Here is a 15,443-nt window from a genome sequence, read left to right on the forward strand (position 1 = left end):
TTTGATTATAATAATTGTGGCAACCCTTTCTTGATCTGTTCTTTTATAAAGGGCTGTGTTTCTTCTTTCTTTAATAGGGCCTTCATGGGCGCAATGGCCTTCTTCTCCTGTAGCTGTACCAAATGTTGGATCAGCGCAATTTGAATGGTCGGGTTTTTTTCCATGGCCAACGCATCAATATATGCGGTCTTTACCAAGGGCATTTTTCCAAAATGCGACAGAGCCTCAAGTGCGGTCAGCCGTACGTTCGTATTTTCATCCTGTTGCATCCGCAGGATCAACGCCCGAACAATATCGGCATCAGGTTTTTCAAAGGCCTCGATATACGCTACACCTTGTATTCTTTTGCTTGCAGAGGTGTTTTCCATCAAGGATAACATGGCCGACTGTTTTGCTTGTAACTCCTCCTGTTTCAACAGCGCAATTTCCCGTGCCGCGCTTGTTCGTTGTTGGTAACTTCCGATCCCGTACGCTCCCAAAAGCAAAAGGACACTTGCCGCTACTTTCCATATCCTATTTCCCCACGCTTTCGGTTTTTGCCGGGGCATCGGTAAAATTGAAACGGTTCCCTCGGTCTCTTTCTCGGCGGCCAATTGGGCAAAAAAGGTGTTTCGCAGTGTTGGGGTAGGTACCGGATCCGTGTCTTCGTCAATAGCATTAAAGAGCGAGCGATAGGCCTGTAACTCCTTCATACAGCTTTCACAAGTTTGAAGGTGCCGCTCCAGCCGTTCCGCTTCCTTTGGGGACAATTGCCCGTCCAAATAAGCGGGAATGGCATCCACAGTATGGTTTTCATCTGTCATAACGCTTCAAAATAAAATCCTTTTAATTTTTTTAAGGCCCGGCTCACTTTGGTTTTTACGGCCCCTTCCGTACTCCCGACGATCAGGGCCAGTTCCGCATATCGAATTTCCTGGAATCGGTTTAAAATGATGAGCTCCTTATCGGAGGGCGCCAAACGATCCAATGCCCGTTGCAAATGGCTATAGTCCTCCTCATGCGCCGCCGATGCCGCCAAACGGTAACCAACGGTATCGATATCTTCGGTAGGGGCACCGTTCTTTTTAAAATGGCTGTGCAAGCTGTTTCGGGCAATGGCGAACAACCAAGAAACAAAGTTGCCGTTGTTGTACGAACCGCGATACTTCATCACTTTATAAAACACCTCCTGCGCCAGATCTTCGCTCAGCATTTTGTCTCGGCACATCTTGTACAAAAACCGATACACATGGGCATGGTGTCTTTCGAACAGCACTTTTAGCTGATCGAGCGCGCCATTGGCCACTTGCCGCATGAGGTCTTCATTGGTAGGTTCTTTCAAGAGCTTTCCGTTGGTGTTCAAAAGTATATAGTGCAGAAATTACAAAAGGTTACATCAAGGACGAAAAAAATATAAGGAGCGGGAAGAGGGAAACGGTCGGCAACCGCTAATTGGAACTAAACGACGGGCTGCCCTCGGTTACCGTAATCGCTTTAAAGATTGTCCTTGAATCTTGTGGTCCGGAATGGTATGTAATACCATTTTAACTTTGAAATAGCACTAATAAATCGTTTCTTTTTCAGCTGTTCTTCGTTAAAAAATATAACCGTAGCTAAGGCTATGCTTAGATCCCTGGTCAAGCCGGGGACAGGCTTTTTGCCTCGAACAACTAAAAAATAATTCAATTTCTATACGCGCGATTTCAAAGTTGAAATGGTATAACACATGCCGCAACTGTTGGAAAACCCGACAAATGGATGGGCGCCACGAAAAGCAAACGTTTTTCTTGTTATTTTTAAGGTGTTACGAAACGTACGGTGGAGGCGTCGGGCGACCTTAACCTAGGAACGGTCAAAGAAAGGACTCGGCCACATGGATCTTAAATGCAACGGCGCACCATTGGCAACGCCCGGTGTCGCCCTTGCCAGAAATTACCGCCGGCCATGGGCTACCAGCGACCTGTTGAACCGCTGTATCCCCGAACACTATAGGAAAGGGAAAGGATCAAACCGTATCGTTTCGATTAAAAACCATAACCAATGAGTAACGCACCAAAAAACAATGTATTGATACAATTGATATGCCTGGTGGTGCTCATATGGGCGCTATCGGCGGTGTTGATCATGGTTTTTTTATCGGACTGGTCGGACCGGGGCACCTTTGGAGACTTGTTCGGAGCTGTAAATGCGCTGTTTTCCGCATTGGCTTTTGCGGTATTGATCTATACGATTATCCTGCAAAGAGCCGAAATCAAGCAAAATAGGGAAGAAATTGTGCTGAACAGAAAAGAATTGGTAAAAAGCACCAAACTGCAGGAAAAAGCACAGCATGTATTGATGCAACAGGTGGAACAAACGCACTTAAGCGCGAAAATGAACGCGATGCGCACCCTTGTGGATTATTACAACAATCAAATTTCCAACGCAAACAGCACCACCGATACCATTGAAAGGGCAAAACAAAAACGGAAGCAGATCATTGTTCAGATCGACGAGTTGATCGATGGCCTGAACGACTCCGGGGTGGATTGAAACCAAGAACCATTTGTTTGGTGCCGGGCATAGGTACCCCTTTCGTAACATTATACCGAATTCCCATGAAAAATAAAACGTGCTTCTTGTTGATGCCTACCATCGCTAGCGTTGGCATCGCATTTGCTCAAGGAAAATTTATTGCACTTTTAAGCAAACGGGACGATCACTACCGCCCAGACATCACCTCAACATACATTTTATGAGCGTTCAACCCATACAGTACGTTGAATTGCTGTTAGGCAGTATCGGCGTGATATTGGGTGTCTTTTTTGCTACGTTTCTACTGTTTAATTACAGAAAGCAAAATCGTGCCAACCTTTTTTTGGCCATTTATTTATGTGCGTTTAGCCTTCGGATCGGGAAATCCCTTTTTCACAATTCCTTTGAAATAGATGCAACACTGCGCACTTTTTTTCTCTCCACCCTTCTATGTGTGGGTCCTTCAATATGGTTGTACACCCGATACTTGTTGAACCCTGGTACAAAACCGAGAACGCCGACCCTTATCCACTATGTGGTTTTTTTCATTTTAGCTGGCAGTTGTTGGGCCATACCAAACGATGGTTCATGGGTTTTTGGCATTTTCTATAACATTCTAATTATCCATATGTTCGGGTATATTGTGTACTCGCTATTCTGGTTAAAGCAACAAAAGGATATCAATTCCCTTCATGAAGGGCACAAAATTAAGCGTTGGCTCTATTATTTTTTGGGTCTGAACCTATTGCTCGTGGTAATGTACTTCCTAATATCGGAATTGATCGTTACCCTATACATCGGAATATCTTTTTTGTTTTCAACAGTAATTATTTTACTCTCGTTTCGGGCCATGAAAAACCCGTTTCTTTTTAGGAGTGCCTTAAAAAAGTACAAAAACTCGATTCTCGATAGTTCCGATTCAGTGCGTTTGATGAAAAAATTAAAACTAATGATGGAGGAGGAAAAGCCCTATCTCGATCCTACGCTGAACTTATCCCAACTAAGTTCGAAATTGGGTGTTTCCACAAAAGTACTTTCACAGGCCATTAACCAGGTGACTACCCTTAACTATTCGCAATACATCGCACAATATCGTGTTGAAGAGGTGAAGCGTTTAATGATTATGGCCCCTTACACCAAAATGACCATTGCCGCTATCGCATATGATTGTGGTTTTAACAGCATTTCAACATTCAATACCGCATTCAAGACATTTGTTGGGGTAACCGCTACGGAGTACCGAAAGTCGTTATAGCGGATTTTTTTCGATTTTGTTTGCCAACATCATGATTTCGATAGTTTTTACGTTAGCGGGCACCCATCTTTGCCTACGAATCCTTAAACAAATTGAAACATGAGAAAATGTATTATTATCCCGATTATCCTCGTATCCTTTTGGGCCTGTAGCCAAAATGTACATCAAGATCCCACCCATAATTTCACTGTTCAGCGTTTGCTTATCGTGAATGGGAACAATGAGCTGTTAATGTGCCGAGAGCAGTCGGTTTGGGCACCACCTTCCTTGATATACGACCAGCGACAGTTTTTAAAAGAAGGCCTTGACAGTTTATCCAATGCCTATGGAATCCGGATAGGGGAACTACAATTGCGCGGAAAGTTTAGCTACAAGTATGACTACCACCCCCACGCTACATCGCGTGACTATTTTGTGGCCCGTTATGTAAGTGGCGATTTAAAGGTCCCTAAAGGTATGGACGAGGCTAAATGGATTCCCCTGCCCCAGGCGATTGAAAAAAACTCGGTAACCGCCATAATGGAAATTACACGTCAAATTATGATGTTTCCGCATACGGTTTGGGGAGGGTCCTTCGTGGTGAGTAGGACCGAAAGCGGTCACCCCACAAAAATCGTGGAGGATTTTTATCCTTTATTTGAAATCGCCACCGATGGCAGATAGTCAACGCGTTTAAACTTTTTCTTTACCTACGAAAATCATATTTTACACCCTTATTTTACCATCTTGGAAACCATATCCCCAGCTATGTTCGTTAAAAATGACTTCATAGCGGTACGAAAGCGGTGCTCTCGGTTCCAAAAGTTTAAACGAGTTTAGTGCTATAAGATGCGTATTTTAGTATTGCGTAAAAACTCCCCCGAAGTTTTATCCATTAAGCGTTTTTGTGACTTTTTATATTGTATCAAATAAAGGAGCATTCCTAAGGCATACGTTCTTGCCGGAACCCTTGATTTGAAATGTGTGCCAAACCGTTACCGAAGCGAAAGATCAAAAAAAGATGCCTTTTTATCGACTTTAACAATGAAAACGTCTCTTTTTAAAGACATCATATGAAACCCTGATAAAACCCATAACAAAATGAAAGCACTTACTATCCTCTCCTTGCTCCTGATTTCTTTTCTATCGCTACCTGTGGTTCAAGCTCAGATTGACAAAGGAGCGCTCGTAAAAGGGACCACGGTAACCTCGGAAATACGTCCCTCAGAAGTACATCGCTATAAGCTTTCACTGGAAAAAGATCAGTTTGTCTATTTAAAGTTAGTACAGCAAGGGGTCGATGTTAGGGTGGTGACCTATGACCCCAAGGGAGCTAAAATGGAAGCGTTCGATAGTCCCAATGGGAAATATGGAAATGAACTGTTCAGCTTGACTTCCGATAAAAAGGGGACCTATACGGTAGCAGTTTTGCCCTTTGATGATAAAGAACCGGTAGGCACTTACGAGTTGGGGATAGAAATCATGAGGCCCCGGGCAACCTCCGTTATCGGACAAATAGATGAAACCTTTGCCTTTTGGGACGCCAAGGACAGTCCCGGTGCGGCGGTAGCGGTCGTCAAGGACGGGGAAATCGTATTAAAAAAGGGGTATGGTTCCGCCAATTTGGAATATGACATCCCCGTGCGTTCCAATACGGTTTTTCATATTGCCTCGGTCTCCAAACAGTTTACCGTTTTTTCCATTTTATTGTTGGAAAAGCAGGGAAAGTTGACGTTGGACGATGATATACGAAACTATATTCCGGAGGTGCCCGATTTTGGAAAGACCATTACGTTACGCCACTTGGCGTCCCATACCAGTGGGCTTAGAGATCAATGGAACCTGCTGTCCATGGCCGGCTGGCGAATGGATGATGTGATTACCAAGGAGCATGTACTAAAACTGGTAAGCAAGCAAAAGGAATTGAATTTTGGGCCCGGGGAAGAATATGCCTATAGCAATACGGGGTTTACGCTCTTGGCAGAAGTAGTTTCCAGGGTATCGGGAATGTCTTTCGAGGCGTTCACAAAATCCTCCATTTTTGACCCCTTGGGAATGGAGAACACGCTGTTTTATGAAAATCATGAACAAGTGGTGCAGAATAGGGCATATTCCTATCATTCTGATGGTCCCGGCTATAAAAAAAGCGTTTTGAGTTATGCCGTTGCGGGAGCGACAAGCCTTTTTACCACCGTTGAGGATTTGGCCCTTTGGTCCATTAATTTTTCCGAACCCAAGGTAGGGGATGCCTCCATTTTTAAAAAAATGAATACCCCGGCCACACTGAACAACGGAAAAACCTTTGGCGGCGGCCTTGGGCAATTTATAGGCACCTATAAGGGCTTGAACGAAATTCAACACGGAGGGGCCGATGCCGGGTATCGCTCCTATCTGACGCGTTTCCCCGATGAAAATCTTTCCGTAATGGTATTTAGTAATGCCGCGGAATTTAATGCCGAAAAAATGGCACATGAGGTGGTCGACATTTACTTGAAGGATACCATTGCCGCAGCAAAATCAAAAGAGGAAGAGAAAGAGAAAGGTACTTCGGAAACCGTTAGGGTAGATGCGTCCATCTTACGCACCTATGTCGGCGATTTTGAAATACAGCCCGGCTTTAATGTTACCATAGGCTTGGCCGAAGGCAATTTATCGGCTACCGCAACGGGCCAGCCTAGCATGGCGTTAACGCCGCTATCCGAAACGGAATTTAAGATGGAAGGTGCACCGGCCAAAATTGAATTCATTCCCAATGGCGGAGAAAACGTAGCGCTTTTAAAACTATATCAAGGAGGCATCGTAATGGATGCCCCAAGGGTAATCCCGTTTGATGCGGACACAGTGGAACTGTCCGACTTTTCCGGCGCATTTTTTAGTGAGGAACTATCCACTACCTACCATTTTGAGGTGGTGGAGGGAAAACTGATGGCAAAGCACAGCAGATTGAGCGATTTTGATTTAAGCCCGGTACAAGAAGACGTATTTGCCGGAAATGCATGGTTTTTCGGAAAAATCGAGTTTGTCCGGGATGCCAATTCCGCCATTACCGGTTTTAAAGTTTCCAATGGCAGGGTAAAAAATCTCCGATTCGAAAAAGTACTGTAATACCCTATTGGCGATAGCCGGAAACGAACAAAATTCTTTTTGGGAAATGGGAAAGGATACCAACGCTATTCCTCGATTTCCGTTTCGGAAACAAACGCTTTGATCGCTTGGTTGGGCTCTATAATATCGTATCCGCTCCAAAAGTTAGGGTCGTAATTCGGCATGTATTTGGGCAGAACGTCATTGTTTTCCTTAAAGGAACCATATTCCGATGGTTTTAGCACCGTTTCGTCAAAAACCACCAGTTCATAACGGTTACGGTTGCCAAAAGCGGCATCCACTTTCATGGAAAGTTCATTCTGTTTTCGTCTTCCCTTAACGTTCTTGTTCTTTTCGATGATTTTTAAGGGCCTTCGAAAACCTGCGCGGATACCTTTGTTGACATCGTAGTAGCTTAAATGGTATTTGGCGTCGTCGCCCTTTGAAAAAATGATGCGTCCCTTTGCCAAATATTCGTTTATGGTCACACCCAGCAAACTAAAATCCCGTAAGGGTTTTACATTCTCAAAATCCATTCGGATAAGTGCAAAATCATCGGAGTTAATGTACAATTTCCCTTTATAATCCTCGCCCCTTTTTGGGGTAAAGTTGATGACGTATACCGCGGCGTCGCCCAAATAGGTAAAATTTTCCAAAACCAGGTCGTACCGGCCCGGTTTAAACAATACATTGTAATCCGTATCATCGAATATGGGCAGATTTTGGTATAAATTCCCCAGGGTTTCCCGTTTGTATTTGGCAAAGAACTTTTTGCGGTCCGCTTTGTTCTTCTTTTCCTCTTCCAACTTTTTGTTGAGGGCCGCAACATCGGTGGAATCGACCTCGGTATCGAACATTTCATCGGCATCTACCTTGGTGCCGAAAAGCCCCGATTTGATCTTAAAATAGGAATCCGTTTTTACGTTCTCCTGCATGATGGTATTGAATTTTTTTTCAAGAACTTCAAAATCGAGTTCCAGGCTCTTATCGTAAAGCTCGGAAGCTTTGATCAGGTCCAGTTTCTGTTCATCCGCATCGCTCCCCCCATACAGATCTCCGAGCGATTCGTTGTATACCGTATTGGTTTTTGGCACTTGATCGATGAGGTTGTCTATAAAAGCCTTGTCCAGGTCCTTTATGGTCGATTTTTTAAGGGTATAGTCGCTCTTTAAAATCCGGTTTCCATAGGTTTCCCTTAGAAAGATCCGCTTTTTGGTCAAGCCGAGGTTGTAGTTTTTTGCAATCTGCGCTTCTACCAAGTCTACGATCTCATCGGGCGAATAGTTTTTATTGGTGACGATGACGGGATTCAGGTCGATCGCCTTTGGCGCCATAACGATTTGTTTGGTATCGAACTGTTCAATGGGCTTCCCGATGGAGGCATACCCGATACAGGAAATCAAAAGGGAATCCTGGGGTGTTATGGAACCGTTCAATTGAAAGGTAAAGCGGCCCTCCTCATTGGTAATCACCCCTTTGTTTTTCAATTGCACCGTAACATAGGGAATGGGTTTTTGTGTTGCCGAGTCTATAATTACTGCGGTAAGCGTTTGCGAACGCCCAAAAAATGAATACAACAGGAGTAAAAACAGGGGTAAAAGTCTCAACATAAAATGCCGTAATTGGTAGTTTGAAGACAAAAAAAGCGATAGCAAATGAACCTCACCGCTCTTTTTTGATTTTGTTAGGATGCATTTATCCTTTTTTTAACGAATAAGGGCGTGGTAGCAAGCGGTTTTGCAAGAACGATACGGCATTAAATTATAGCGCGGTCCTCAAAAAAGTGTGTTACGTTCAACTACACCCACATTGGTCGTGTCCACAACCTTTTGTGCCGGACTTCGCTTTTTTTGTGGAAAAAAGGGATTTTGGCAAAAAGAACTTTCTTACCAGATAACCGACGGCCACTGCTAAGGTGATGTACATGAGTAGGGGTTGTAAGAGGCTCATAGTTCAGTTCGATTTCATTGTTATGAAAGTAGTTGATACGCTGCCAATGCCACAAGATACGCAAAAACGCTCATAAAGACGAGCTGTAGCGCGGGCCACTTCCAGGAGTTGGTTTCCCTTTTCACCACTGCCAAGGTGCTCATACACTGCATGGCAAAGGCATAGAAGAGCAGCAGGGAAACACCGGAAGCCAGGTTAAAGACCGGTTTTTTGGTTATGGGATCTATTTCGGCACCCATTCGTTGGGTTATGGTATCGGTATTTTCCTCATCACTGCCCACACTGTAAATGGTAGCCAGCGTACCTACAAAAACCTCCCTGGCGGCAAAAGAGGTCAATACCGCAATACCGATTTTCCAATCATAGCCCAAGGGACGTACCACGGGAGCGATCACTTTTCCCAAATGCCCCATATAGGAGTTCTCCAATCTATAGCTGGCAATTTCCTGGTTCGTTGCCTGTCGGGTCAGCTCGTTCGTCTTGAACTTTATGGAGTCGTTGATTGCGGTATCGCCGATGCGATATACCTTCTTCTGAACGCTATCCTTTAACGCCTTTTTATAGACCGCTAAACTATCGGCCATTGCCAGGGCATTGAATTCGGAAAGACCGTTGGTTGCGATTCGTTTTCGTACGATGTTCTCCGCATTTTCAAAATCGTCCGAAAATCCGTTCGACCCCAAAAACCATAGGATTATGGCGATCGCGAGGATAATTTTGCCCGCTCCCACAACAAAGCTCTTTGTTTTTTCCCAAACGGTATAGGCCACGTTTTTTAACAGGGGTGCCTTGTATCCCGGCATTTCTATAACGAAAAAGGAACGACTTTTGATCTTTAGCACCTTGTTCAAGAGCATTGCCGATACTATGGCGGCGCCAAAACCCAACAGGTATAGGAGCATTAGCGTTAACGCCTGATAGCTGAGGCCCAAAAAACGTCCTTCGGGAATTACCAAGGCCACGATGATCAAATACACCGGTAGCCGTGCCGAACAGGTGGTAAAAGGGGTCACCAAAATAGTGATCAAGCGCTCTTTCCAGTTTTCAATGGTCCGCGTGGCCATTACCGCCGGTATGGCGCAGGCGGTCCCGGAAATCAGGGGAACCACACTTTTTCCGCTCAGACCAAAGGGGCGCATGAGCTTGTCCATTAAAAAGACTACCCGGCTCATGTACCCTGTTTCCTCCAACAGCGCGATGAAAAGAAATAGAAATGCTATTTGGGGCACAAAAACTACAATTCCCCCGATACCGGATAAAATGCCCTCTGCCAACAGTTCGGTGAACACCCCTGGCGGTAAGGTGGTTCTCACCCATTCGCTGGCCATTGCAAAAAAGTCTTCTATAATGCCCTGTGGGTACTTGCTCCAACCATAAATGGCCTGAAAAATGGCCAGTAAGATCAGGAAAAAAATAAGGTACCCGAATATTTTGTGGGTGAACACCTTGTCCAAACCGGCCCTGAACCCCTTGGCAGCATTACGGTCCACATGATAGGTTTCCTTGAGCAGTCCGTTAATGAACTGATAGCGTAAAATGGTCTCTTTTTGTTGGAGCCGTTTCAGTTCCGACTTACTTTTGGTAGCGAACGAAGACCGGTCTTTGATCAGCTGTTTTTCGATCGGCATAAAATTCACGTCCTGCGTGATCACCAACCACAACTTGTACCGTTCCTGTTCGGGAAAGGTTTCCTCCAATTTTTTAAAGTAGTCCGGGGCGATTACCGAGGGGTCGATATTGGGATCGGCCGATAAGGTTTGATAACCGATGATCAGTTCTTTCAAACGGTCGATACCCGTTGCGTTCCGTGTGCTGACCAATGCAATTTTTGTGTCGAGTTTCTCCTCCAGCAAGGGAATATCCAACGAAATACCGCTGCGCGACATCCTATCGGCCATGTTGATGACCAATATGGTGGGAATGCGAAGGTCCTTTATTTGTGTAAATAGCAGCAGGTTCCTTTTTAGGTTCTCTACATCGCATACCACAACGGCAACATCGGGATGGTTTTTATCCTTTTTGTTCAGCAGAATTTCCACTGCAACACTCTCGTCCAAAGAAGTGGTGTTAAGGCTGTAGGTGCCGGGAAGGTCGAGAATGTGGGCCTTAATGCCCCTATCAAGTTTACAGACCCCTTCTTTTTTTTCTACCGTAATGCCCGGGTAGTTGCCTACCTTTTGCTTGAGTCCGGTCAGTTGGTTGAACACGGAGGTCTTTCCGGTGTTCGGGTTTCCGATTAACGCTACATTGATCTGTTTGCTCATTGTTCGGTCTGCGCTTCTTCGGTAAGGGTTACCTGGATCAACGCTGCCATGGCACGCCGAATGGCAATATGAGAACCGTTAACGTTTATATAGATGGGGTCGTTAAGGGGGGCTACCTGTACCAACTCCACCGAATTGCCGGGAAGACACCCCAATTCCAATAACTTAATGGGAAGTGCCCCATCGGCTATCTCTTTGATGATTGCTTTTTGTCCCCTTTTTAAATGTGCGACCGTACCGTCCAATATCTTATTTAGATTGATTTTAAGTAAGGGCAAAAGTAAGGGAAAAAAGGCAAACTATTTCCTTTCTATTGCAAAAAGAGCGGTTGTTGTCCAAGGCGGGCTTCAACCGGTACATATGGTATCATTTGAAAGCTAGGGCGCGGTGTTGCGCAACAGCTCCAGGTCTTCCATCAAGCGGCGGACCTCTTTTTCATCGGTACCGTCGTAAAAACCGCGTACCTGTCTTTGTTTGTCCACCAAAATAAAATTTTCGGTATGGATCATATCGAAGGGTCCGCCGTCGCCATCGGTCTTTACCGCCATGTACGATTTTCTTGCCAGCTCGTAGATCTGTTTTTTGTCGCCGGTGACCAAATTCCAAAGCGAATCGTCGACCCCTTTTTCCAGGGCATATTTTTTTAACTGTGCTACGGAATCGATCTCGGGGGTTACGGAATGCGAGAGCAACAGTACATCATCATATTGCCGAATGTGCTCCTGAATGTCGGCCATGTTCTTGGTCATGATCGGGCATATGCCCGGGCAGGTGGTAAAAAAGAAATCGGCAATGTAGAACTTGTTGCCATAGTCCTTTTCGGTTATGGTGGTCCCATTTTGGTTGATCAGGGTAAAATCGGCGATCCGATGGTATTTTCTTTTGTATTGCAATGTAGTGTCCACCAATTCCGGGTTCACCATGCTCGGTTGGTAAACGGGTAGTTTTTTTGGGGGCTGTAGCGCGTTATAAAACAGATATACGATTACCGTGGACAGCAAAAAAAGAACGATTCCAAAAAATTTGTATTTGCCAAAGAAAGACCGCATACGCTTTTTTACAAAGATACGTTAAGGCTTTAGCGTGTTCAAAAGATTAGCTTCCCTACGATGCTAAAAGTTTCTTAAATAGGATGGTAGGGTACTACTTTCTTTTTTAAGAGGGGGTAAAAGTGTACTTTTGTGCGTTTAAATTTAGAAATCATACATGGGATTACTTATACAGATACTCACTTTTGTGCTCATTATATCCATTCTCGTCATATTGCACGAGTTTGGGCACTATTTGCCCGCTAAATGGTTTAAGACACGGGTGGAGAAGTTTTACCTTTTCTTCGATTGGAAGTTTTCTCTTTACAAAAAGAAAATAGGGGAAACCGAATGGGGTATCGGATGGTTGCCCTTGGGCGGCTATGTGAAGATCGCGGGCATGATCGATGAGAGTATGGATACCGACCAGATGAAGCAGGAACCGCAACCCTGGGAGTTTCGCAGCAAGCCGGCCTGGCAACGTTTGATCATTATGCTGGGTGGTGTAACGGTAAACTTTTTATTGGCCTGGATCATTTATACCGGGCTGTTGATCTCGAACGGCGATACCTACATTCCCGCGGACAATTTAAAGTATGGGATCTTGGTCGACTCCGTAGGGCAAAAGTTGGGATTGCGCAATGGTGATAAAATCGTGTCTATCGACGGTAAAAAATCCACCAAGTTTAGCGAGGCTTCCCTCGATATTTTGCTAGGGGACGAGATTACGGTAAAACGCGATGATAAAACGGTCAATATCCTTATTGCGGACGAGGGAAAGAAGGATCTGTTGAGTAGGGGAAAAAACTTTTTATCGTACCGCATGCGCCCGATTGTGGACCGTACCCAAAAAGGCTCCGGTGCCGAGAAGGCCGGTATAACCACCGGCGACCTCATTACGGCGGTCAACGGAAAGCCGGTTACCTATTTTAGCGAATTTTTAGAGGAAATGACGGCCTTCGGGGCAAATGAGAACATTTCCATTTCAATTGACCGTAACGGAAGTCCAAAAACGTTCGAGGTTACCTTGTCGGACCAAAAAAAGGCGGGTATTTACCCGAGTATCGACGACCTTAGCGTAACCGACACCTATGGTTTTTTTGAAGCGATTCCCGCTGGTTTTAACCGTACCATAAAGGTACTCACGGATCAGGTGCGGCAGTTCAAGATCATTTTTAACCGTAAAACGGAAGGGTACAAACAGGTAAAAGGGCCTATCGGTATCGTAGAAATGATGCCCGCCAGTTGGAACTGGGGTTTCTTTTGGGGCTTTTTGGCCATGTTTTCGGTTTGGTTGGCATTTGTAAACCTCTTGCCCATACCGGCATTGGACGGTGGCCATGTGATGTTTTTATTGTACGAGATCATTTCGGGCAGGCCGCCCAGTGAAAAGGTATTGGAACGTGGTCAGATTATCGGTTTTGTGATTGTTGTAGGCCTTATGGCGGTCATTTTCGGGAACGATATCTGGAATATCGTCAAACGCCTGATGGACTAGCGCAGGTTGTTTCTGTTTACGCATCCGAAAACAGATCGATATTTGTTTGGGATAATTGAAAAAACGATTATATTTGCACCCTCTTTTACGCACCTTTTGGTGAAAAGAGTAGAACATTTTCCTCCTTAGCTCAGTTGGTTAGAGCATCTGACTGTTAATCAGAGGGTCCTTGGTTCGAGCCCAAGAGGGGGAGCTATCAATAACGAAATCCTTGTTGGAAACAACAGGGATTTTTTTGTTTCGGGAACTATGGGGCGAGCCCCGAAGCGTCGGGGTATCCTGAGCGAAGACGAAGTAAGGGGGAGTAGCAACAGTAAGGCTTCAGTGCGTTTTACGCCTGAAGCTTTTTTGTTTGCTTAAAGTTGAGGTTGCTTGAAATACTGGGCACTCCCTTTTTTGCTTTTCTTTTACAACATCCATGTTGCCAAAGGCACGTATGCAAGGAACACCGTAATATGCAACACCGTATTTGTCCAGAAGTAATTGCGCTTTTGAAATGGGGTTATCGTTTGAGATCCCTTATCCAGAGCATGCCGTTTTTGGTTAGTCTATAATCTTCAAGTGTTTTGACCGTTGTTCTCATCCAAAGGGTATCCCCCTCAAAAATTCCCTTATAAGTACCTATTTTCGGTTTAATAAAGTCGTAAGTAAGTGTAAAGGACTTTGAAGAATCGCTGTACATTTTAGTCAGGTTAATTTCTTTTGCCAGGGTATCCGCGGTGAATTTGTAACGCGCCCTTGTTTTTGTCGGTTTTTGTTATCAATAGCGTTTCGGGTAGGTAGGAAAGCCCTTTGATGCTCATTTTATCCCACCGGTTACCCTTGGTATCATCAGTTGGAATGGTATCCCCGTTCTTTACAAAAAGTTCAATATCGTGTAGTCCGGTCAAATTTTTATACCTATTGGTATGTTGGGTGGCTATTCGTTCGCTCATGTCATTGCCAAATGAGAGGATCACATAACATAGTACTATGGCCTTCAAAATCAATCCGGTTTTCTTTCCTTTTTTTCCGGTAAAAAGTGGTAAAAAGTTAGCAGAAGTAGTTGCCCTGGTTTTCAGGAAAAAATGAGTTAATCGTTTTAAATCGTTCCATAACAAGAGTATGGTCATTAGCAGTAAGTGAATTGCGAACATTTTTACGGTAACATCGAATCCGATATCTATCAATACAACGTTGAGCATTGCTATCAGCAGAAGGAAAGCTCCTAATGAAGTGGTTTTTCGAAACAATACTAAAATGCCACCAGCTACTTCGATAAGTCCTGCCGATATGCCATAAAACTTGGAATAGCTCATAAAGGCCCATAGGTAGCCCATTCCATTGTAATCGCCAATTTTTGTCTCTAAACTATCAATGTCCATCATCCCGAATTGCAGTAAAAAAACTTTCGAGAGCCCGTACAATAGTAAGGTGAGCCCTATATGGTAGCGAAGAACGGTCTGCAATAGAATTTTAAGCTTTTCGTTGTACTCCGATTTAACTTTGGAATCAATGAACAACCATATTGCTGCGCCTACAACGGAAATAAAGGCCACAAGCGCAAACCGGGCAAAATCGTATTTGGAATCGAAGCCGTTGAGCAATCGATCTTCGTCGAATTCCCAGCCAAAAAAGACTTCTCCGAACCAAATTACGGGTGGTTTCCAAAAGGAAAAATCATCGGTATTCATTTCCGTTATGTACTCAAAACCATAAGGGTAGATGTAAAGTAGCACATATAGAAACACGAACCTCAGTACAAATTTGTTGGGTAGGGATAATGGTTTTAGGTTGCGCGCAGTCATTTTGTCTTTTAATGTAATGGTTGATTGTACTCAGTGCTTCGGATAGTGATACCGCCGCAAGGCCGTAACCCCGGTGCCGACCACGAATCTTTTGAACGCTGGTTG

The 15,443-nt window shown here is 44.5% G+C and carries 12 protein-coding genes and 1 tRNA gene; 6 read left to right on the forward strand and 7 right to left on the reverse strand.

The window, feature by feature from the left end:
• Positions 1–5: 5 nt before the first annotated feature.
• Both ACRD7P_RS08945 and ACRD7P_RS08950 read right to left on the reverse strand, forming a co-directional pair.
• Positions 6–803 carry a zf-HC2 domain-containing protein gene (locus ACRD7P_RS08945; protein ID WP_430907208.1) on the reverse strand — a complete coding sequence of 266 codons (798 nt, stop codon included), beginning with the start codon at positions 801–803 and terminating at the stop codon, positions 6–8.
• Positions 800–1,321, reverse strand: a complete 522-nt coding sequence (locus tag ACRD7P_RS08950; RefSeq protein ID WP_430907209.1) for an RNA polymerase sigma factor — start codon at positions 1,319–1,321, stop codon at positions 800–802. Before ACRD7P_RS08950 ends, ACRD7P_RS08945 begins: the two co-directional genes overlap by 4 nt.
• A gap of 698 nt (positions 1,322–2,019) precedes the next feature.
• Between ACRD7P_RS08950 and ACRD7P_RS08955 the strand changes: the two genes are divergently transcribed.
• From ACRD7P_RS08955 to ACRD7P_RS08970, 4 genes are all read left to right on the forward strand, one after another.
• A complete protein-coding gene (locus ACRD7P_RS08955) occupies positions 2,020–2,511 on the forward strand; it encodes a hypothetical protein (RefSeq protein ID WP_430907210.1) in 492 nt (163 codons plus the stop codon).
• Positions 2,512–2,713: 202 nt separating this feature from the next.
• The gene (locus ACRD7P_RS08960; RefSeq protein WP_430907211.1) at positions 2,714–3,748 is read left to right on the forward strand and encodes a helix-turn-helix domain-containing protein; all 1,035 of its coding nucleotides are present in this window, start codon (positions 2,714–2,716) and stop codon (positions 3,746–3,748) included.
• A 99-nt stretch (positions 3,749–3,847) separates the two neighbouring features.
• Positions 3,848–4,411 carry a hypothetical protein gene (locus ACRD7P_RS08965; RefSeq protein ID WP_430907212.1) on the forward strand — a complete coding sequence of 188 codons (564 nt, stop codon included), beginning with the start codon at positions 3,848–3,850 and terminating at the stop codon, positions 4,409–4,411.
• A 417-nt stretch (positions 4,412–4,828) separates the two neighbouring features.
• On the forward strand, positions 4,829–6,832 hold the full coding sequence (locus tag ACRD7P_RS08970) for a serine hydrolase domain-containing protein (RefSeq protein ID WP_430907213.1): 2,004 nt from the start codon (positions 4,829–4,831) through the stop codon (positions 6,830–6,832).
• A 65-nt stretch (positions 6,833–6,897) separates the two neighbouring features.
• Here ACRD7P_RS08970 and ACRD7P_RS08975 read toward each other — a convergent pair whose 3' ends face one another.
• The 4 genes from ACRD7P_RS08975 to ACRD7P_RS08990 form a co-directional block, all read right to left on the reverse strand.
• A complete protein-coding gene (locus tag ACRD7P_RS08975; RefSeq protein ID WP_430907214.1) occupies positions 6,898–8,421 on the reverse strand; it encodes a carboxypeptidase-like regulatory domain-containing protein in 1,524 nt (507 codons plus the stop codon).
• Between the two features lie 360 nt (positions 8,422–8,781).
• Complete coding sequence (feoB, locus tag ACRD7P_RS08980; RefSeq protein ID WP_430907215.1) at positions 8,782–11,025, reverse strand: ferrous iron transport protein B; 2,244 nt, start codon at positions 11,023–11,025, stop codon at positions 8,782–8,784.
• Entirely contained in the window at positions 11,022–11,303 is a 282-nt protein-coding gene (locus tag ACRD7P_RS08985; RefSeq protein WP_430907216.1) for a FeoA family protein, read from the reverse strand. Before ACRD7P_RS08985 ends, feoB begins: the two co-directional genes overlap by 4 nt.
• Before the next feature lie 99 nt (positions 11,304–11,402).
• Positions 11,403–12,074 (reverse strand): SCO family protein, encoded by a 672-nt coding sequence (locus ACRD7P_RS08990; RefSeq protein ID WP_430907217.1) that lies wholly within the window; start codon positions 12,072–12,074, stop codon positions 11,403–11,405.
• 157 nt (positions 12,075–12,231) lie between these two features.
• Between ACRD7P_RS08990 and rseP the strand changes: the two genes are divergently transcribed.
• Entirely contained in the window at positions 12,232–13,551 is a 1,320-nt protein-coding gene (rseP, locus tag ACRD7P_RS08995) for an RIP metalloprotease RseP (RefSeq protein ID WP_430907218.1), read from the forward strand.
• A gap of 119 nt (positions 13,552–13,670) precedes the next feature.
• A tRNA-Asn gene (locus ACRD7P_RS09000) sits at positions 13,671–13,744 on the forward strand.
• A gap of 499 nt (positions 13,745–14,243) precedes the next feature.
• Here ACRD7P_RS09000 and ACRD7P_RS09005 read toward each other — a convergent pair.
• Positions 14,244–15,338, reverse strand: coding sequence for a hypothetical protein (locus ACRD7P_RS09005; RefSeq protein WP_430907219.1), 1,095 nt, complete (start codon positions 15,336–15,338; stop codon positions 14,244–14,246).
• Positions 15,339–15,443: the final 105 nt, after the last annotated feature.

Origin of the sequence: Maribacter sp. 2-571, assembly GCF_050589625.1 — a bacterium.
Lineage (GTDB): Bacteria > Bacteroidota > Bacteroidia > Flavobacteriales > Flavobacteriaceae > Pelagihabitans.

Excerpts from the sequence above, each read along its gene's own strand:
- ACRD7P_RS08945 (WP_430907208.1), bottom strand. The coding sequence starts at position 803 with ATGACAGATGAAAACCATACTGTGGATGCCATTCCCGCTTATTTGGAC.
- ACRD7P_RS08955 (WP_430907210.1), top strand. The coding sequence starts at position 2,020 with ATGAGTAACGCACCAAAAAACAATGTATTGATACAATTGATATGCCTG.
- ACRD7P_RS08960 (WP_430907211.1), top strand. The coding sequence starts at position 2,714 with ATGAGCGTTCAACCCATACAGTACGTTGAATTGCTGTTAGGCAGTATC.
- ACRD7P_RS08965 (WP_430907212.1), top strand. The coding sequence starts at position 3,848 with ATGAGAAAATGTATTATTATCCCGATTATCCTCGTATCCTTTTGGGCC.
- ACRD7P_RS08970 (WP_430907213.1), top strand. The coding sequence starts at position 4,829 with ATGAAAGCACTTACTATCCTCTCCTTGCTCCTGATTTCTTTTCTATCG.
- ACRD7P_RS08975 (WP_430907214.1), bottom strand. The coding sequence starts at position 8,421 with ATGTTGAGACTTTTACCCCTGTTTTTACTCCTGTTGTATTCATTTTTT.
- feoB (WP_430907215.1), bottom strand. The coding sequence starts at position 11,025 with ATGAGCAAACAGATCAATGTAGCGTTAATCGGAAACCCGAACACCGGA.
- ACRD7P_RS08990 (WP_430907217.1), bottom strand. The coding sequence starts at position 12,074 with ATGCGGTCTTTCTTTGGCAAATACAAATTTTTTGGAATCGTTCTTTTT.
- rseP (WP_430907218.1), top strand. The coding sequence starts at position 12,232 with ATGGGATTACTTATACAGATACTCACTTTTGTGCTCATTATATCCATT.
- ACRD7P_RS09005 (WP_430907219.1), bottom strand. The coding sequence starts at position 15,338 with ATGACTGCGCGCAACCTAAAACCATTATCCCTACCCAACAAATTTGTA.